At 72.5% G+C, this 18477-nt stretch carries 15 protein-coding genes; 7 read left to right on the top strand and 8 right to left on the bottom strand.

All coding sequences use genetic code 11. The annotated features are described in order from the left end of the window. Positions 1-297: 297 nt before the first annotated feature. The 5 genes from ABT112_RS01080 to ABT112_RS01060 all read left to right on the top strand — a co-directional run bounded on the left by ABT112_RS01080 (position 298) and on the right by ABT112_RS01060 (position 7139). Complete coding sequence (locus tag ABT112_RS01080; protein ID WP_351504109.1) at positions 298-813, top strand: hypothetical protein; 516 nt, start codon at positions 298-300, stop codon at positions 811-813. 80 nt (positions 814-893) lie between these two features. Continuing rightward, positions 894-2483 carry a S1 family peptidase gene (locus ABT112_RS01075; protein ID WP_351504107.1) on the top strand — a complete coding sequence of 530 codons (1590 nt, stop codon included), beginning with the start codon at positions 894-896 and terminating at the stop codon, positions 2481-2483. A 326-nt stretch (positions 2484-2809) separates the two neighbouring features. Beyond that, positions 2810-3604, top strand: a complete 795-nt coding sequence (locus tag ABT112_RS01070; protein ID WP_351504106.1) for a GVDTG sorting domain-containing protein — start codon at positions 2810-2812, stop codon at positions 3602-3604. Between the two features lie 13 nt (positions 3605-3617). Further along, complete coding sequence (locus tag ABT112_RS01065) at positions 3618-4298, top strand: class F sortase (RefSeq protein ID WP_351504104.1); 681 nt, start codon at positions 3618-3620, stop codon at positions 4296-4298. Positions 4299-4652: 354 nt separating this feature from the next. Next, positions 4653-7139: a SpoIIE family protein phosphatase gene (locus ABT112_RS01060; protein WP_351504101.1), complete on the top strand. Its 2487-nt coding sequence runs from the start codon at positions 4653-4655 to the stop codon at positions 7137-7139. Positions 7140-7187: 48 nt separating this feature from the next. Here the strand turns inward: ABT112_RS01060 and ABT112_RS01055 are convergent, their stop codons facing one another. From ABT112_RS01055 to ABT112_RS01045, 3 genes are all read right to left on the bottom strand, one after another. Further along, complete coding sequence (locus tag ABT112_RS01055) at positions 7188-8213, bottom strand: PP2C family protein-serine/threonine phosphatase (protein WP_502975216.1); 1026 nt, start codon at positions 8211-8213, stop codon at positions 7188-7190. A gap of 412 nt (positions 8214-8625) precedes the next feature. After that, positions 8626-9387, bottom strand: coding sequence for an IclR family transcriptional regulator (locus ABT112_RS01050; protein ID WP_351504097.1), 762 nt, complete (start codon positions 9385-9387; stop codon positions 8626-8628). A 117-nt stretch (positions 9388-9504) separates the two neighbouring features. Next, on the bottom strand, positions 9505-11028 hold the full coding sequence (locus ABT112_RS01045) for a glutamate synthase subunit beta (RefSeq protein WP_351504176.1): 1524 nt from the start codon (positions 11026-11028) through the stop codon (positions 9505-9507). Positions 11029-11404: 376 nt separating this feature from the next. On the opposite strand from ABT112_RS01045, the gene ABT112_RS01040 reads away from it, so the two are divergent. Continuing rightward, the gene (locus tag ABT112_RS01040; protein WP_351504096.1) at positions 11405-13363 is read left to right on the top strand and encodes an AMP-dependent synthetase/ligase; all 1959 of its coding nucleotides are present in this window, start codon (positions 11405-11407) and stop codon (positions 13361-13363) included. A gap of 88 nt (positions 13364-13451) precedes the next feature. Then, complete coding sequence (locus ABT112_RS01035; protein ID WP_351504094.1) at positions 13452-14069, top strand: GNAT family N-acetyltransferase; 618 nt, start codon at positions 13452-13454, stop codon at positions 14067-14069. Between the two features lie 90 nt (positions 14070-14159). Here the strand turns inward: ABT112_RS01035 and ABT112_RS01030 are convergent, their stop codons facing one another. The 5 genes from ABT112_RS01030 to ABT112_RS01010 all read right to left on the bottom strand — a co-directional run bounded on the left by ABT112_RS01030 (position 14160) and on the right by ABT112_RS01010 (position 18339). Beyond that, entirely contained in the window at positions 14160-15188 is a 1029-nt protein-coding gene (locus tag ABT112_RS01030) for a helix-turn-helix transcriptional regulator (RefSeq protein WP_351504092.1), read from the bottom strand. Between the two features lie 230 nt (positions 15189-15418). Continuing rightward, positions 15419-16663 carry a pyridoxal phosphate-dependent aminotransferase gene (locus ABT112_RS01025; RefSeq protein WP_351504090.1) on the bottom strand — a complete coding sequence of 415 codons (1245 nt, stop codon included), beginning with the start codon at positions 16661-16663 and terminating at the stop codon, positions 15419-15421. Between the two features lie 125 nt (positions 16664-16788). Beyond that, positions 16789-17739 (bottom strand): lytic polysaccharide monooxygenase, encoded by a 951-nt coding sequence (locus ABT112_RS01020; RefSeq protein WP_351504088.1) that lies wholly within the window; start codon positions 17737-17739, stop codon positions 16789-16791. A 134-nt stretch (positions 17740-17873) separates the two neighbouring features. Further along, the gene (locus tag ABT112_RS01015; protein ID WP_351504086.1) at positions 17874-18101 is read right to left on the bottom strand and encodes a hypothetical protein; all 228 of its coding nucleotides are present in this window, start codon (positions 18099-18101) and stop codon (positions 17874-17876) included. Continuing rightward, complete coding sequence (locus ABT112_RS01010) at positions 18088-18339, bottom strand: DUF6400 family protein (protein ID WP_351504084.1); 252 nt, start codon at positions 18337-18339, stop codon at positions 18088-18090. The genes ABT112_RS01015 and ABT112_RS01010 overlap by 14 nt, the downstream gene beginning before the upstream one ends. Positions 18340-18477 lie beyond the last annotated feature (138 nt).

The following is an 18477-nucleotide window of genomic DNA, read 5'->3' as shown; positions in this document are numbered from 1 at the left end:
GCTACCTCTCCATTTTCAAACCCGGCTCAATCGCGGCGGGTTGCCGAGAATTCGGCCGACTGAGCATAACCGCGCCGGATGTGACGGAAAGATTACGAAGAGGAACGGAGAATTCCGGCCCGGAGCGCCGCCCATCGACTCCCGTTCCACCAACTGCATTGTTGTTACGGACTCGTTATCGCCGCTCTCCCCGGCGAACACCGTTGTAAAAGGGTGCTAAATTTCGGCAGGCCCGGAGGAACGGGCCATCTCTTGCGGCGGTTTCACTCACCGCACGCCACCCGGAAGGAACCCCTGGTGAAACTTCGCATGCCCGGAATACTGCTCGCCGGCCTCGCCGCCGCAGCCGTGGCCGTGGTCGGCGTCTTTGCTCCGACTTCTGCTTCGGCTGCCCAGAATGGCGCGAAACCCGCTGCTCAGGCGGGATCTGATGGGGCGACTCCGCCGTCCGCGGTCGAGGACTTCACCTACCCCCTGGCCGACCGAATCCTCAAGGACAAGGGAATCGTCCTGCGCAAGGGGGACGGCCACATCCTGCTGACCGAGTGCAGCGAGCCCAACCAGATCCAGGTCTGGACCCGGCAGAACGCGGAAGGAAAGTTCTGCTTCCGCGTCATCGGCAGGACGGGCAGCCTCACTCTGGAGGTCAATGAGGTGTTCGCGGTGCAGACGGAGGACCGCGCGGTCCGGGCCAGTCTGACCTCCGACGGAAAGTCGACGACCGTCGACATCCCCAAGGACGAACTCAAGCCCGTCGGTGAAGGCACCACCGGAAAGCCGACCGTTCTGGTCGAACTCAAGGTAACCGGCTGACCGGTGCGCTCCGGAGGCACTTCGCGGCGCATCCGCACCCCCGAGATTTCTTCTTCACGATGAACAAAGGAAAGATGAACGTGTCTGGCAGACATCCGCGCACGGCGTGGATAACAGGTCTTCTCACCGCGGTCGCGGCCGGTGTGATGCCCGCCGCCCCGGCGCACGCCGTCGTGGGCGAGGACGCGAAGGACGGGACGTACGCGTTCACCGCGAAGCTCGACATCGGCGGCAAGCGCAGCTGTTCGGGCGCGCTCGTGGACGACCAGTGGGTCCTCACCGCGGCCTCGTGCTTCGCCGACGACCCCGGGCAGGGCTTCAAGATCGCTGCCGGCGCTCCGAAGCTGAAGACGACCGTGACCGTCGGCCGGACGAATCTCACCGCGTCGACCGGCGCCGTGGTGGAGGGCGTCGAGCTCGTCCCGCGCACCGACCGCGACGCCGTGATGGTCAGGCTCGCCAAGCCGGTCACCGGTGTCGCTCCGGTCGCGCTCGCGAGCACCGCCCCCGCGCAGGGCGAGGAGCTGCGGGTCGCCGGCTACGGGCGCACCCGCGACACCTGGGTGCCCGACCGCCTGCACACCGGCACGTTCACCGTCGACTCGACCACGGGCACCACCCTCGGTCTGTCCCCGAAGAGTCCGGCCGAGGCGGCGGTCTGCAAGGGCGACACCGGTGGCCCGGCGCTGCGGGTCAAGGACGACCGGGTCGAGCTGGCGGGTGTCAACAGCCTGTCCTGGCAGGGCGGGTGCCTGGGGACCGACGCGTCCGAGACCCGCCGGGGCGCGGTCGACACCCGGGTGGACGACCTGTCCGACTGGATGCAGCAGTTCACCGCTCGCGACCTGCTGCCCAAGGCGAAGTGGGCCAACGCCGATCTGCTGGCCACCGGCTACTTCACCGGCGGATCCGCCGGCGGCAAGCGGCACATGGACCTGATCGTCCGCTGGTCGGACGGATCGGTCACGCTGTACCAGGGCGCCGACCACGACAATCCCAAGTACCCGTTCTCGGCCGAGTACAAGCTCGCCGCGGCCGGCAGCGTCTGGAAGCACGCGCGGACCATGTCCGGCGGCAGCTTCACCGGCAGTGGCTCCGACGGTCTGGTGGTCCGCTGGGTCGACGGGGAGCTCACGGAGTACACCCACGTCGACGCCAAGGGCTTCCACGGCGAGAAGACCCTGCGGCCGGCGAAGAGCAAGCCGTGGGAGAGCGCCAAGCTCGTCACGGTCGGCCGGTACACCGCGAACGCGCTGCGGGACGACCTGATCGTGGTCTGGGACAGCGGAAAGGTGTCCCTCTACTCCGACATCGACACCAACGGTGTCGGCAAGGAGACCGAGCTGACCAAGGCGAACAGCACCTGGACGCACGCCGAGCAGATCAGCGCCGGCAGTTTCACCGGGAAGGGGACCAACGATCTGCTCGTCCGCTGGTCCGACGGCGAGGGCACCATCTACCCGGGTGTCGACGCGGCGGGCTTCCACGGTGAGATCAAGATCCGGGAGCCCAAGTCCGCCTGGACCAAGGCCGATCTGGTCACGGCGGGTGCCTTCGGCGCCAACACCGTGCCCAACGACATCATCGTGCGCTGGGAGTCGGGCTCCCTGAGCCTGTACCCGGGTGTCGACAAGGCCGGTACGCACGCCGAGGTGAAGCTCGTCGGCTGACCCCACGGTTTCTCCGCCAACCCCCGGCACCATGCCGGGGGTTGGCGTCGTCATGGGTCCGGGGTCGTTGTCGTCATGGGTGCGGAACGGTGGCGTCGCCGGGTCACGAGCCCGCCGTCCGGGGCCGGTTCCGGACAGGCCGTCGGCGTGCGCAGAAATTTTTTTCGCATCGGACCAATCCGCTTCCCCGAGCGGTCCGAATACCCCGTCAAGAGCCGCTCATCCGTTCCGGACGAACCGATCGCCGAACGGTGCACCGGCCCTTCAGACCGAGACAGACCGGTTCCCGCCACCTCGGGGGAACCCCCGGAAGGGGATGCACGCCCGTGACAGTCCAGCGCACCACCCGCCTCGCCGCGCTCATCGCTCTGCCCGCCGCCCTGACGCTCGCGGTGGCCGCCCCGTCGCTGGCCGCAGGGACCGGGAAGGCCTACCAGATCGACCTGGAGCAGTTGAACGACTCGGGGGCCAGCGGCACGGTGATGCTCAGTGCCCAGGGGACGAACAAGCTGAACGTGAAGATCGAGGCCGAGGGGCTCACCCCCGGCCAGCCGCACGCCCAGCACCTCCACGGCTCCACCGAGGGCATCGACTTCCACTGCCCCGACGCGAGCGACGACACCGACGGCGACGGCATCCTCAACAACACCGAAGCCACCAAGGACTACGGCGACATCAACATCTCGCTCACCACCTCGGGCGACACGACACCGGACAGCGGCCTCGCCGTGGACCGGATGCCCGCGGCCGACGCGCAGGGCAAGCTCTCCTACGAGCGCACACTCGCCGTCTCCCCGGACGTGATCGAGCACCTCAAGGACCTGCACGTCGTCCAGCACGGCATCGACCCCAACGGCAACAAGAAGTACGACTTCGGCAAGGGCAAGAGCGAGCTCGACCCCAAGCTGCCCCAGGAGGCCACCGCGCCCACGAACTGCGGCATGGTCATGGGAGCGGCCGTCGGTTCGGTCCCGGTGGGCGGTGTCGAGACCGGATCCGGCTCCACCGACGGCATGGAGGCCCCGGGGATGTTCGCCGCGGGCGGTCTGACGCTCGTCGCGGCCGCGGGCGCGCTCGCCGTCGCCCGGCAGCGGGCCCGCCGATCCGCGCAGAACGGCTGAGGGGAGAAGCACGATGAGCCGATCGCATCACGGTTCCCGGGGCAGGTCGCGCGGCCTTTTCGTCGCCATCGGCGCTGTCCTCGCGGTGGCCACGACGGTTCTGCTGGTGGTGGGGCTGTCCCGCCAGGAGTCCGCTCCACCCAGCGCGGCACCCGCCGCGCCGCCCGCGCCCCCGGCCGACGGCGGCGGCGGGCAGGCGGGCGGCGGCGAGGCCGCGCCCGGGGGCAAGGCGGCAGCGTTGCAGGCGTCGCCGCCGCAGCGGATCTCCATACCCTCGCTCCAGGTCTCGTCGTCCCTGGTGGACCTGGGGCAGGACAAGCGCGGGGCCATGGAGACACCGACCGACCCGGACAAGGCCGGCTGGTACACCCCCGGCCCCACGCCCGGCGCGAAGGGCCCCGCGGTGATCGCCGGTCACGTCACCTGGAACGGCGCGAAGGCGGTGTTCTTCCGGCTCGGCGAGCTCAAGAAGGGTGACGACATCGAGGTCACCCGGCAGGACGGCCGGACGGCGAAGTTCACCGTCGACAAGATCGCCCAGTACCCGAAGAGCAAGTTCCCGACCCTGGAGGTCTACCGGAACATCGATCACGCGGGGCTGCGGCTGATCACCTGCGGCGGGGACTTCGACAAGGCGAAGCACCACTACTCGGACAACGTGGTGGTCTACGCCTCCATGACCGGAAACGCCTGAGCGCGGCGCCGGGCGGCCCGCGGGGCCCGAGCGGAGGCGACCGGCGACGGCGCCTCCGCTCTGCCGTTCCGCCCGGCCGCTCCGCCGTTTCCGCTCGGCCGCTCCGCTGTTCCGTTCCGCCGTGTTCCGCTCCGCCGTTCCGCCGCGGATCCTCCTTCCGGCGCGCGCGTCCGGCCGCGTCCGGCAGGTCCGGCGGGCCCCGTGCCACCCGGCGCGGGCACCCGCGGGCCCGGCTGCCGGACCCCGCTCCCGGCGCCGCGTCCGCTCGCCACTTTCCTCCCCGGAGCGGTCGCAGAACAATGGATCGGGTATGGGTCTATTGGGTCGAAAACGTCCCAGGATGGACAGGCGACGATGAGCACACCCGAGGCGGGTCACGGCGCGAGCGCGGACAGCCCGTTCGATGTGACCCATGCGGCGACCGTGGTGGTGGACTCACGCGGTGTGATCGAACGCTGGAGCCGGGGCGCGCAGACGCTCCTCGGCTACGCCGCGGGGGAGGTCGTGGGCGGCCCGGTGACCGCACTGCTCGCGGTCGGCGGTGAGGCCGGTGACGCCGCCGCGCCCCTCTCCGAGCGGCGTCAGACGGGCGACGGCTGGGAGGCCGTCGCGGCCGTACGGCACCGCGACGGGCACCGGCTGGAGCTGGGGCTGCGGGCCTGCCGGCTCTGGGAGGCGTCCGGCAAGGTCAGCTGGCTGGTCGCCGTCACCGATGTGGTGGGCCTGCGGAGCTGGGAGCGGGATCAGGCGGTCCTGCGGGGTCTGTTCGCCCAGTCCCCCATCGGCATGGCCGTCGTCGACCCCCGGCTGCGGTACCTGGCGATCAACCCGGCCATGGAACGTCTCGACGGGGTGTCCGCCGCGCAGCGGCTGGGGCGGCGGCTCGGGGAAGCCGTCCCCGGCCTCGACGGCGCCGCCCTGGAACGGGAGGCGCAGCAGGTGCTGGAGTCGGGCGAACCCATGCTCACCTTCCAGCAGCTGACCCCCTCCTCGGCCGACTCGGGTATGCACCCGGGGCGTGACCGGGTCCGGTCCGGTTCCGCCTTCCGGCTCCTGGACCACACGGGCGAGGTCCTCGGCGTGTGCCACACCGTGCTGGACGTCACCAGCCACTACCGGGCCCGGCAGCGCCTGGACCTGGTCAACGAGGCCAGCGGGAGCATCGGCACCACGCTCGATCTGCAGCACACGGCGCAGGAGCTGGCCGAGGTGCTGGTGCCGCGGGTGGCCGACTTCGTCTCGGTCGACCTGCTGGACGCCGTGGTCCGCGGGCAGGAGCAACTGCCGGGGCCGGTGGCGCCCACCGCGCTGCTGCGCCGGGCGGCGCACCGGTCGGTCCAGGAGGACCTTCCGGAGGCGGTGGTGGAGCCCGGTGAGCAGACGAGCTACGCCCCCGGGTCGGCCCCGGCGCGCTGTCTGGCCACGGGCCGGCCGACCCTGACGCCTGTCGTGGATCTCTCCGCCCCGTGGCTCGCCGAGGACCCGGCACGTGCCGCCAAGATGCGCGAGCTCGGCATCCACTCGGCCCTGGTCATGCCGTTGCAGGCGCGGGGGATCACGATGGGGGTGGCCACGCTCGCCCGGTGGAAGAACCCGGAGTCCTTCGGCGAGGAGGATCTGCTGCTCGTCGAGGAGCTGGTGGCGCGGGCCGCGGTCTGCATCGACAACGCCCGCCGCTACACCCGGGAGCACAACGCGGCCCTGATGCTCCAGCGCAGCCTGCTCCCGCACGACCTGCCGAAACAGAGCGCCGTGGAGGCTGCGTACCGCTATCTGCCGGCCGATGCCCAGGCCGGGGTGGGCGGGGACTGGTTCGACATCATCCCGCTCTCCGGGGCCCGGGTCGCGCTGGTGGTCGGCGATGTCGTCGGCCACGGGCTGCACGCCGCCGCCACCATGGGGCGGCTGCGCACCGCCGTCCACACCCTGGCCGACCTCGACCTGCCCCCGGACGAGCTGCTCGCCCACCTCGACGACCTGGTGATCCGCCTGTCGAACGAGGAGGAGGAAGCGATGGGCGACGCGGCCGAGGGAGTCGGCGTCGGCGTCATCGGGGCCACCTGCCTGTACGCGATCTACGACCCGGTCTCGCGCAGGTTCACCGTCGCCCGGGCGGGCCACCCGAGCCCCGCCATCGCACATCTGGTGGAACCGGTCGAGTTCCCGGCCGTGCCCGCCGGGCCCCCGCTGGGGCTCGGGGGCCTGCCGTTCGAGTGCGCGGAGATGGAGCTGGCCGAGGGCAGCGTCGTCGCCTTCTACACCAACGGCCTGATCGAGGCGAGCGACCGGGACGTCGACGTCGGGTTCGAGCGGCTGCTCTTCGCGCTGGCCCATCCGGACCGCCCGCTGGAGGAGATCTGCGACACCATGGTCCGTACGGTGCTGCCGGACCGCCCGCGGGACGACGTGGCGTTCCTGATCGCCCGTACCCGGGCCCTGCACGACGAAGACGTCGCCTCCTGGGACCTCTCCGACGACCCCGCCATCGTGGCCGAGGCCCGGCACATGACCGGCCGGAAGCTCGCGGACTGGGGCCTGGAGGCCGCGGTGTTCACCACCGAGCTGATCGTCAGCGAGCTGGTGACCAACGCCGTCCGCTACGGCACTCCCCCGATCAGCCTCCGCATCATCCGCGACCGGACGTTGATCTGCGAGGTCTCCGACGGCACCAGCACCTCCCCGCACCTGCGCCGGGCGCGCAGCACGGACGAGGGGGGCCGGGGCCTGTTCCTGGTGGCGCAGTGCGCCCAGCGGTGGGGTACCCGGTACACGGCGGGCGGCAAGACGATCTGGGCGGAGCAGCCGCTGCCCCCCGCACCGGCGGAGCCCAAGGAGGACTGACCGCCGGCCGCGGCGGGCGCCTCCCGGCCCGGGCGGGCCGGCGGGCCGTCAGCCGGCGGGCACCGCGGTCACCGGCGGCTTCCGGAGCAGCAGCAGGGCCGCGTCGTCGCGCAGCCGGCCGCCGACGTGCGCGAGCAGTTCGTCGTGGAGACCGGACAGGGTGCGGGCCGGCTCCGGCGACACATGGCGGGCGACCCGTTCGGCCAGCGGGTAGAACTCCTGGCGGTGGTTCCGGGCCTCGGTGACCCCGTCGGTGTAGAGCAGCAGCTGGTCGCCGTCGGCGAACGGCAGGACCTGGCGGACCGGCACGTCGTCGGAGAGCGCGCTCAGCCCGAGCGGCGGGGCCGGGCGGACGGGGCCGACGGAGACCACATTGGACTCGCCGACCAGCAGCGGCGGCGCGTGCCCGCAGTTCACCAGCTCCAGGCGGCCCGCACCCGGGTAGCCGGCGACGACGGCGGTGACGAAGTCGTCGGACCCGAGGTTGCGCGCCAGGCTCCGCTCGATCCTGCTCACCACTCCGACGAGGTCCGGCTCGTCGTAGGCGGCCTCGCGGAAGACGCCGAGGACGAGGGCGGCCGTGCCGACCGCGGGGAGGCCCTTCCCCCGGACGTCGCCGACGATCAGCCGCACCCCGTACGGCGTGGGGACGACGGCGTAGAGGTCCCCGCCGATCCGGGCCTCGGCGGCCGCGGCGCTGTAGCGGACCGCCACCTGGAACGGGCCCACGGTCGAGGGCACCGGCCGGAGCAGCGCGTGCTGGGCGGCCTCGGCGACCGAACGGACGTCGGCGAGCACCTGCTCCCTGCCCCGGCGGCGGGCGCCGGCCAGCGCGCTGGCCAGGGTGACGGCGGCCACCGCGCCCAGCACGAGCAGCTGTTCCCGGATGCCGGGGCCGCCGCTGCGGGCCGCGAGTCCGGCCCCCAGGGCCACGGCCAGCAGGCCGACCCGGATGATGCCCCACGGCGAGCCGGTGACGGCGGCGAGGGCGGGCCCCACGGCGAGCAGCGGCAGCCAGTAGGGCGCCGTTCCGCTGACGAGGCCGAGCAGGGCGACGGCCGTGACGATCAGCAGGGGGAGGCCGGCGGCGAGGTCGTCGGCGCGGAGCCGGGCGCCGAGGGCGGTGGCGCTCCGCCCGGCCGCGGTGGCCGCACGGCGGGCGCGGCCGGGGACCCCGGTGGCCGGGCGGCGGGTCCGGCGCGGTTCGGGGCCGGCCGCGGCCCGCCACGGCTGCGGGGTGTCGCACTGAGGGCTTTCGGCCTGGCTCATGTTCCTGATGGGCCGCTCTCTCGCTCGTGACGGTCGGTGGGGCGGACAGCCGGCATCCGCAGGTCGTGCGGGGTGGTGCGGCGGTGCGTCCGGTGAAGCTGAGGATCCGGAACGGCCGCGTATCCGGAGAAGCTGTGCAGCCGGAGGAGCTGCGCATCCGGAGAGGCTGTGCAACCAGAGAACAGGCCACCGGCCTGGACCGACAAGAGCGGCTTTTTCAGATGGTGAGCGAGAGGGCGCGGCTGACCCGGTTCGCCGTCGACACCAGCCGGGTCTCGGCGTCCTGGATCCGGGAGAACCGGTCGACCCGGACGGAGACCCCGAGCGAGCCCAGGGTGGTCCCGTCGTGGACGGGCACCGCGGCGCACGCGGTGCCCAGGATGTACTCCTCACGGTCCAGCACCGCGGCCGGCCGGGCCGCCGCCTCCAGGTCGCGGAGGAGCTGCTCGGGGCGGGTGATGGTGCGCGGGGTGAGATCGGCGAGGGGATGCCGGGAGAGGTAGTCGGCGCGCGCCTCCTCGTCCAGGTCGCGCAGGACGCACTTGCCGAGCGCGGTGGCGTGTCCGGCGTCCTCGAACCCGACCCAGAGGTCGACGCGAGGGGCCCGCGGTCCGTCGACGACCTCCACGACGCGGATCTCGCCGTCCTCGTAGAACGTCAGGTAGGCCGCGGCCGACAGTTCGTCCCGCAGCGCGGCGAGCACCGGACGGACCCGGGAGACCAGGGCCTGGCCGCGGCTGCCGGAGTGGAGCGAGTCCAGCCGGTCCCCCAGGACGTAGCCCCCGTCGTCCAGCTTCCGGACGTAGCCGTCGTGGGCCAGGGTCCGCAGCAGGTGATAGGTCGTGGCCAGCGGCGTACTTGTCTCCCGGGCCAGCTGTTTGGCCGGCGCGCCGTTCTCGTGTGCACCCACGGCCTCCATGAGACGCATCGCGCGCTGCACGGATGTGATGAGCGTGGGGCTGCCGGGGGGAGAGCCCATACCTCCAGCTTGGGTCAGCGGTGTGACGGAAGCAAGGGCCGCCCGGGGCGGCGGCAGGCCGACGGCGGGCGGGCGGCGCGGGGCCGGACGCGGCAGGACCGGACACGGCGGGGCCGGTCAGACGACCAGCGGCCGGTCCGCCGGCCGGACGGGCATGGGCAGGGTGGTGGAGCCGGCGAGGTAGCGGTCCACGGCCGCGGCCACGGAGCGGCCCTCGGCGATGGCCCAGACGATCAGCGACTGGCCGCGGCCCGCGTCGCCCGCGGCGAAGACGCCGGGGACGGTGGTGGCGAAGCCGGTGTCGCGGGCGATGCAGCCGCGGGGGTCGAGCCCGAGTCCGAGCTGGTCGATGAGGCCGGTGTCCCGCTCGGGGCCCGAGAAGCCGAGCGCCAGCAGGACCAGCTGTGCCGGCAGCACCCGTTCGGTCCCCGGCTGCGGCCGCCGCTCGGCCGGCTCCACCCCGACCAGGTGCAGCGCGCGGACATGGCCCCCTTCGTCGCCCTCGAAGCGGAGCGTGGCGGAGGAGTAGACCCGGACGTCCCCCTCGGGTCCGGGCACCGGCACGTCGTGGCCGTACCGGTCGGAGCCGCGCAGCAGGGCGAGTTCCCGGCCCTCCTCGTGCGCGGGCGACACCCGGTGCACCTTGGGGTACGTGGGCCACGGCTGGTCGGGGGTCCGCTCGTCGCCGGCCTGCGGATTGATGTCGAGCTGGACGACGGAGGAGGCGTGCTGCCGCAGCACGGTGCCCAGACAGTCCGCGCCGGTGTCCCCGCCGCCGACGATCACCACGTCCTTGCCCTCCGCGGTGATCGGCGGCTCGGTGAGGTCGCCCTCCTGCACGCGGTTGGCGAGCGGCAGGTACTCCATCGCCTGGTGGATCCCGGCCAGTTCGCGGCCCGGCACCCGCAGTTCGCGGGGCGCGTGCGCGCCGACCGCGACGATCACCGCGTCGTAGCGCTCGGCGAGCCGGGCGGCGTCCATGTCGGTGCCGACCGCGACACCGGTGCGGAACTTGGTCCCCTCCTCCCGCATCTGCTCCAGGCGGAGATCGAGGTGCACCTTCTCCATCTTGAACTCGGGGATGCCGTAGCGGAGCAGCCCGCCGATCCGGTCGTCCCGTTCGTAGACGGCGACCGTGTGCCCGGCCCGGGTGAGCTGCTGGGCGCCGGCGAGTCCGGCCGGACCGGAGCCGACGACGGCGACGGTCTTGCCGGAGAGCCGGTCCGGAGGCCGGGGCGGTACCCGGGCGTGTTCCCAGGCGTGGTCGGCGATGGCGACCTCGACGTTCTTGATGGTGATCGGATCCTGGTTGATGGCCAGCACGCAGGCCGTCTCGCAGGGGGCCGGGCAGAGGCGGCCGGTGAACTCCGGGAAGTTGTTGGTCGCGTGCAGCCGGTCGCTCGCCGCGTCCCAGTCCTCCCGCGACAGCAGCACATTCCACTCCGGGATCAGATTCCCCAGCGGGCATTCGCTGTGGCAGAACGGGATGCCGCAGTCCATGCAGCGTCCGGCCTGCTCGCTGATGATCGGCAGCAGCCCCTGACCGACGTAGACCTCGTCCCAGTCCTCGACCCGCTCCGGGACGGGACGGCGGGGGCAGGTGCGGCGGGGGGTGGTCATGAATCCCTGCGGGTCGGCCATGACGGCCTCCAGCACCTGCTCGTCGGCCTCGGTGGGGCGCCGGTCCACCGCTCCCGGCCGGAGCCGCACCGGCTCACGGCGGGGCGCACAGCGCCGTTCTGCCACCATACGTCGGCTTCTCCCGGATCTCAGCGCGGGAGGCGGCACCGGGAACGCCCGCTGCGGCTCCGCACCACCGTCCCCGACCGGAACCGGGTGAGAGACAGGGCGCGCCGCCGGGCCGCCGGTGCCCTGGCGGGGACCGGCACCGAGACGATTTTGCCGTCCCTTGAGCATCTCGCGGCCCGGCGCCGTACTTCATCACAGCCGCCTGTCCTCGTACTTCCTGCGCGCCAACGGGCCGACGACACCCGTGGCCGAAAAGGAGGAGCCGCTCGTGTCCGTACAGCAGATCCCGGCACCACCCGTCCTGGTGGAGCCGAGGAAGACCGTGGTGGATGGATCAGTGCGGGAGGTTTCCGTCCCGCCACTGGCTGTACCGCCGGCCCAGGGGAGTCTGGCCGACATCCCGTTCGACAACGCGGCCGAGGCACCGGACGCCGTGGTGCTCAGCCGGCAGCAGCCGGACGGCAGTTGGCGGGACGTGACCGCCGTGGAGTTCGCCGCCGAGGTGCTCGCCACCGCCAAGGGGCTCGTCGCCCACGGGCTGCTGCCCGGTGACCGGCTCGCCATCATGGCCCGGACGACCTACGAGTGGACCCTCCTCGACTTCGCCGCCTGGGCCGCGGGCCTGGTCACCGTCCCCATCTATCCCACCTCCTCGGCCGAGCAGACCCGCTGGATCATCCAGGACGCGGGGGCGGTCGGCTGTGCGGTGGAGGGCGTCGACGAGGCGCTGCTGATCGACGCGGAGCTCGACCGGCTGCCGCACTTCGCCCACCTGTGGCAGTTCGACGCGGGGGCGATCGCGGAGCTCATGGAGGTGGGGAAGCAGGTCCCCGAGGCCGAGGTGACCGCCCGCCGCTCCCGGCTCTCGCCGGATTCCATCGCGACCCTCCTCTACACCTCCGGCACCACCGGCCGTCCCAAGGGCTGCGCGCTCACCCACGGCAACTTCTTCGCCGAGGTCGACAACGCGATCGAGCTGCTGCACCCGTGTTTCAAGACGGTCTCCGACGAGCCGGCGTCGACGCTGCTCTTCCTCCCGCTCTCCCATGTGTTCGGCCGGATGGTCGCCATCGGCTGCCTGCGGGCGCGGGTCCGGCTCGGTCATGCGCCGAGCATCAAGACCGAGTCCCTGCTCGCCGATCTCGCCGGATTCCAGCCGACGTTCCTGCTCGTCGTCCCCTATGTGCTGGAGAAGGTCTACAACACCGCGCGGGCGACCGCGGAGAACATGGGCCGCATCGCCTCCTTCGACCGCGCCGCCACCATCGCCCAGCGCTGGGGCGAGGCCCACGAGGCCGAGGAGCACGGCGCCGGCCCGGGTCCCGGCCTCACCCTGCGCACCGCCCGGGCCCTGTACGACCCGCTGGTCTACCGCCGGATCCGGGCCGCCCTCGGCGGCAAGGTCCAGTACGCCATCTGCGGCGGCTCCCCACTCGGCCACCGGCTCGCCGCCTTCTACGCGGGCGCGGGCATCGAGATCTTCGAGGGGTACGGGCTGACGGAGTCGACGGCCGCGGCGACCGTCACGCCGCCGCTCAAACCCCGGCTGGGCACGGTCGGCTGGCCGCTGCCGGGCACCTCGGTGCGGATCGCGGGCGACGGCGAGGTGCTGCTGCGCGGCGGGCAGGTCTTCGCCGGGTACTGGGACTCCTCCCTCGGCGCGGTGGTGCCCGCGGCGGTCAGCCCTCCCCCGGTCTGGCCTCCGGCGGGCGACTACGAGTCCGATCCGTGGGCCGACCGGGGCACCTGGTTCGCCACCGGGGACATCGGGTCCCTCGACGACGACGGCTACCTCACGATCACCGGCCGCAAGAAGGAGATCATCATCACCGCGAGCGGCAAGAACGTCGCTCCCGCCCCGCTGGAGGACCGGCTGCGGGCCCACTCGCTGGTGGGCCAGTGCATCGTGATCGGGGACAACCGCCCCTACGTCACGGCCCTGATCACCCTGGACCCCGAGGGACTCGCCCACTGGCAAGTGATCCACCAGAAGCAGAAGATGACCCGGGACGAGCTGGCCTTCGACCCGGTGCTCTGCGCCGAGATGCAGCAAGCGGTGGCGGACGCCAATGAGTTGGTGTCGAGAGCGGAATCGATTCGCCGCTTCAGCATCCTGCCGGTGGACTTCACCGAGAACAGCGGGCATCTCACGCCCACGATGAAGATCAAACGCGAGGCCGTCGCCCGGGACTTCGAGAAGGAGATCGAGGCCCTGTACGAGCCGTGACGGGCCTCGGCCCGGAGCTCGTTGCCGGGATCCGTTCCCGGGCGGACGGCAGGCGGACGACGACAGGACCCAGGGCAGAATGGGCCGCATGAAGAAGCCGTCCGCAGCTCCCGCCGTCACGGATCGCCACCCGTCGCCGGAGCGTCCCCGGGTGCCGGAGCGTCCCCAAGCAGCGGAGCGTCCCCAGGCGCCGGACGAAAGGGCCGCCCCGGGGCATCCTTCGGCGGCGGACTGGGAGATCGCTCCGGTGGCGCCGGATCACCCGGACGCCGTCGCCGTTCTGCACCGGTACTACGCCGACATCGTCAGCCGGTACCACGGGCGGACCGCGACCGAGGAGGAGACCGGGGCCGCGGTCGCCGAGGACGCACGGGACGGTCTCGTGCCGCCGACGGGTGTGCTGCTGCTGGCGCGGTGCGGCGGCGTGACCGTCGGCTCGGTCGGCGTGCGGCTGCTCACCCCGGACACCGCAGAGCTCACCCGGGTGTTCGTGCTCGCCGAGGCCCGCCGCCGGGGTGGTGGCGCGCGGCTGCTCGCCGCCGCCGAACGGGCCGCACGCGGTCTCGGCGCCACCGCGGTACGGCTGGACACCCGGCACGACCTCGTCGAGGCACGCGGTCTCTACGCCCGGCACGGCTATGCCGAGATCCCGGCGTACAACGACGGGCCGTACGCGGATCACTGGTTCGAGAAGGCGCTGGTCTGACGGCTCCGGACGGCCCGTCGGGGAACGGCGGTCGCGGGCGGACGGCGTTCTCCCGCCCCGCTCCGCCCGCCCCCGGAGTGCGGCGGCCGGTCACCTCTCCGTCGGCCGATCGCCCTCGGGTATCGGCCGCCCCTCCGGCGCCGCCGGCCGCCGGCCGCCACCGCCCACGGAACGGCTCACCCGGGCGCCCAGCGCGTCCAGGTACGCGATCAGCTCCGGCGGGTCGTGCACCTCGAACTCGCAGCCCAGCACGGCGAGCCGGAACGCCAGCCACTCCAGCGAACCGGCCGCGCTGTGCAGCCGGCAGGTCCGCTCGTCGACCCGCTCCAGGTCCCCGGGGCACTCCCCGAGGTGCCCGGCCACGTCCTCCAGCGGCGCGTGGAGCGTCGCCACCGCACGGTAGCTGGGGGCGAGCTTGCTGAGCTTGTCCGCCGTGTACGCCGCCGCGTCCTCCGCGGGCAGCTCGCGCGGCTCGGTGCGGACCCCGGTCGGCTGCGGATCCCGGATCCGGTCCACCCGGAACAGCCGCCAGTCCTCCCGGTCGTTGTCATAGGCGACCAGGTACCAGCGCCGTCCGGCGGCGACGAGGCGGTGCGGCTCCACCTGGCGGCGGCTCTCCGCGCCGTTGCCCGCCCGGTAGCCGAAGCGCAGCCGCTCCCGGTTGGTGACGGCCGCGGCCAGGACGGTCAGCCGCTCGGGGTCGATCGTCGGCCCGTAGCCGAAGCCGGGCAGCGGGACGGTGGCGGCGTTCAGGGAGCCCACCCGGTAGCGCAGCCGGGACGGCAGGACCTGTTCGATCTTGGTGAGGGCACGGACGGCGGCCTCCTCGATGCCGTCCACGGCGTGCCCGGCGGCGGCCCGCAGGCCGACGGAGATGGCCACCGCCTCCTCGTCGTCGAGCAGCAGCGGCGGCATGGCGGTGCCTGCGACCAGGCGGTATCCGCCCACCGATCCCCTGGTCGCCTGGACCGGATAGCCGAGCTCCCGGAGGCGGTCGATGTCCCGGCGGATGGTGCGCGGGCTGACCACCAGGCGTTCGGCGAGTTCGCTGCCCGGCCACTCGCGCGGGGTCTGGAGCAGGGAGAGCAGACGGAGCAGACGTGCCGGAGTGTCGGTCATGGGGGCAGCCTGCCACGCATAGCGGACAGATCCCGTCCTGTTTCCCGACGCACCGATGCCCCGATGCCCCGGCACCCATCACGGTCTCCCGTTCCGGACGACCCGCTCCCCAGGACAGGCCGCTCCCGTGAGCGGACCCGCGCCCGGTGGCACCCGTGCTCCGGCCACCCTGGACGAGCCCTGCCACGGGTGGGCGGCACCGGACGGGCCGCACCGGACGGGCCGCAGGCTCAGGCCGTGCCGGGCAGCGGGGTGACGGGGGACGGCAGGGCGGCACGGGGCTGGCCCATGGAGCCGGCCGAGCCGCCGTACAGATACCGCTGGAGGGCCGACTGGAGCCGCTCGACATCCGGGTACGGCCGGACGACGAGCCGCAGGAACTGACTGCTGCTGCCCAGCTTGTTGCCGCACTCGCGCACGAACAGGTTGTGCTCGCTGAGCAGATAGTCGCGCAGCTGCACACCGTCCACCCCGTCGGGCAGCTTGACCAGCAGGAAGTTGCCCTGGGAGAGGAAGACCACCATGCCGGGCAGCCCGGCGAGGGCGAGGGACATGTTGGCGCGGTCGCGGGAGAGCAGGGCCAGGCTCTGCCGGTACTCGGCTCCGTACTCCTTGAGCATGAAGACCACGGTCTCGGCGAAGGAGTTGAGGTTCCACTTCGGCAGGGCGTCGCGGACCTTGGCCGCGAGAGCGGGATTGGCCACGAGATAGCCGAATCTGATGCCGTGCAGACCGAAGTTCTTGCCCAGGCTCTTCAGGACGACCACATTCGGGCGGATCGCGGCCTCGTCTGCCACGGAGGCGGAACGTTCGGCGTCGACGAAGTCGATGAACGACTCGTCGACGATCACCAGGTCCAGGTCCACGAGTTCATCGAGGAACCACAGGATCTGCTGGCGTCTCAGGTAGCCCCCGTCGGGGTTGTTGGGGTTGCAGACCACGGCCACCCGGGAGCCGCGCCGCCGGATGAACTCGGCGTACTCCTGGAGGTCGAGGGCGAAGTCCTGCTCCTCGCGCAGCGGGAACATGTCCACCCGCTTCCCGGTCTCCAGGGGCTGGTCGGTCCAGCGTCCGAAGGTGGGGATCGGGATCGCCAGGCTCTCCTTCACCAGGAGGTGGTCGATCCAGGTGATCAGCTCCGTGGAGCCGTTGCCCATGGCGACGGTCTGCGGGTTGAGACCGAGCACCCCGCAGAGTTCGGCCGTGATCGTCCCCGCGTCGCTCGGGTAGTACTTCAGGATCGATTCCAGCGACCCCTGGAGCCGTCCGAACATGTCCGGCGTGGGGAAGTAGGGGTTGCAGGGGATGCAGAAGTCGATCCGCTCCGTCGCCTCCGGCTCCTGGTAGGCGTACGGCGTGGCGAACTCGGTCCGTTCGGGACGGTCCTGGGGGACGTCCGGTGCCAGGCGGTTGAGCATGGCCCAGGAGGGACTGTGCGCCGTGCTGCGCAGTGCCGCATCGATGGGTTGGGACACGGCTGAACTCCTTCCGGAGCGGCCGCACGGCATCCGCGGGCCGCCTCCGAGCTACCGGTGGGGGATGGTTCGTGAAGCGGTGGGCCGGGGACGGGCCCTGCCGCGCCCTGCGAGCCCGCGTGCCCTCAGAACGGCCGTCGCCGGACGACGGCGAAGACGACCGCCGCGGCGACGGCCAGGATCGCCCCGGCCACACCGGCCATCAGCGGGGAGACGGGCGTGGAGCTCGAATCGGCGGCCGCCGGCTGCGCGGGGGCGGGCTCCCGCCGGTCCGCGGCCTGCCTGGAGTCCGCTCCGTTCCCGGTACTCGCCGCGGCCCGCGAGTCCCCTCCGCCCCGGGCCCCCTCGGCGGGCCGGGAATCCGCCGCGCCCGGGGAGCCGTCGTCCGCGCCCGCGGCCTCCTCGCGGCCCTTCCCGGCTCCGGCGGCTCCGGCGGTGCCTTTGAGGACGACATCGGAGCAGGAGTAGTAGGTGTCCGGGGTGTCGGTGTTCCGCCAGACGGTGTAGAGGACATGACGACCCGTCGTCGAGGCGGGCAGCTTGCCCCTCAGGTGGTACGCATCGCCGTCGAGCTGCGGGTCCCGCGAGGTCAGAAAAGGCTTCCGCTCCAGGTCGTCCCAGGTCAGGGGCGTGGACGGGTCGTAGCCGCCCTTGGTGAGGTAGAGGCTGAAGGTCCCCTGGTGCGGGATGGTCGACCGGTAGGTGAGCGTGAAGTCGTCGCCCGCCTTCAGCGTCGTGGCGGGCCAGTCGCTCCGGGCGATGTCCAGGCCCCGGTACCCGTCGAGCCCGGCACTGCACAGCGCTCCGTCGGGAATCCTCTGCCGGTCCCGGCCGCGGACGTCGGCCACCCGCAGGTTGTCCCAGTCCTCGAACAGCCGGCCCCCGTTGGCCTTCACGGCCGCCGCGCAGGCGGCTGATCGCGCGGCCCCCTCCCCCACCGGACTGCACGCGGCCGCCCGGCTGACCGGATCGGTCGGCGCGCCGTGCGCCGCCGCCGGGCCCGCGGTCACGGCCGTCATCAGGAGCGGAACGCCGCCGACCAGGGCAGCCACAGCGGCATTGCGGTGCACAGTCATCCGCGGGAGACCTCCTTCACCGGTCCGGCGGCAGGTCCGCCTGCGGTGTTATACGGGTCGGCCCCACCGCGCGTTCACCCGGCACGCGGCGGATGATCAGCGAACCGCGGAAGCCGTTGCCGGCCCCCGGACGCTCAGCGCCCGGCGCCCCCGGCGCCGAAGCCGGTCTGTTCGGCCCACAGGTGGGTGCAGTTGGGGCACTGCAGATGGACCAGGCTTCCGGAGTTCGCGAGCAGGTAGCGCCAGTGGTCACGGCAGGTGCGGCCGGCGCGGCAGACACCGCAGTCCCGGTCGTCCCGGCAACGGGGACAGTTCACCCAGGCGCGGCGCCCGATGTCGGCACTGGGATCAAGGGGCAGCACGGCCGTCACCGTCCCGGGGCGGGAGGACACCGGCCTCCACGAGCCTGCGGTAGGTCTCCTCCTGCTGCGCGTCCAGGCCGGAGTACAGCAGCCGGTAGGCCTCCTCCTCGGCCTGCAGCGCCGCTGCCGGATCCCAGTCGTCCCCGAGCGCGGCGACGACCTCCGCCCGGCGGCGTGCCTCTTCGAGGGTGAGGTCGAGCTCGAAGACATGGTGCTCTGCGGTGCTGCGGTCGCTCATGGTGCGCTTCCTGGTCGGCTCACGGACGCGTCCGAGTTGTGTATCAAAGGCGGCCGGACCGAGGAAGCGTCAGCCCGACGGCGACCATGACAGGGAGATACCGAGCAGTCCACCCACCGCAGCCGTTAGTGCGCATAA

Origin of the sequence: Streptomyces sp. NPDC002055 (genome assembly GCF_040296705.1) — a bacterium.
Taxonomy (GTDB): Bacteria; Actinomycetota; Actinomycetes; order Streptomycetales; family Streptomycetaceae; genus Streptomyces.
The sequence above is the reverse complement of the archived record's forward strand: the minus strand, read 5'-3'. Positions and strand labels throughout refer to the sequence as shown.

Excerpts from the sequence above, each read along its gene's own strand:
- ABT112_RS01030 (WP_351504092.1), bottom strand. The coding sequence starts at position 15,188 with ATGACCGACACTCCGGCACGTCTGCTCCGTCTGCTCTCCCTGCTCCAG.
- ABT112_RS01060 (WP_351504101.1), top strand. The coding sequence starts at position 4,653 with ATGAGCACACCCGAGGCGGGTCACGGCGCGAGCGCGGACAGCCCGTTC.
- ABT112_RS01065 (WP_351504104.1), top strand. The coding sequence starts at position 3,618 with ATGAGCCGATCGCATCACGGTTCCCGGGGCAGGTCGCGCGGCCTTTTC.
- ABT112_RS01050 (WP_351504097.1), bottom strand. The coding sequence starts at position 9,387 with ATGGGCTCTCCCCCCGGCAGCCCCACGCTCATCACATCCGTGCAGCGC.
- ABT112_RS01045 (WP_351504176.1), bottom strand. The coding sequence starts at position 11,028 with ATGGCCGACCCGCAGGGATTCATGACCACCCCCCGCCGCACCTGCCCC.
- ABT112_RS01010 (WP_351504084.1), bottom strand. The coding sequence starts at position 18,339 with ATGAGCGACCGCAGCACCGCAGAGCACCATGTCTTCGAGCTCGACCTC.
- ABT112_RS01020 (WP_351504088.1), bottom strand. The coding sequence starts at position 17,739 with ATGACTGTGCACCGCAATGCCGCTGTGGCTGCCCTGGTCGGCGGCGTT.
- ABT112_RS01035 (WP_351504094.1), top strand. The coding sequence starts at position 13,452 with ATGAAGAAGCCGTCCGCAGCTCCCGCCGTCACGGATCGCCACCCGTCG.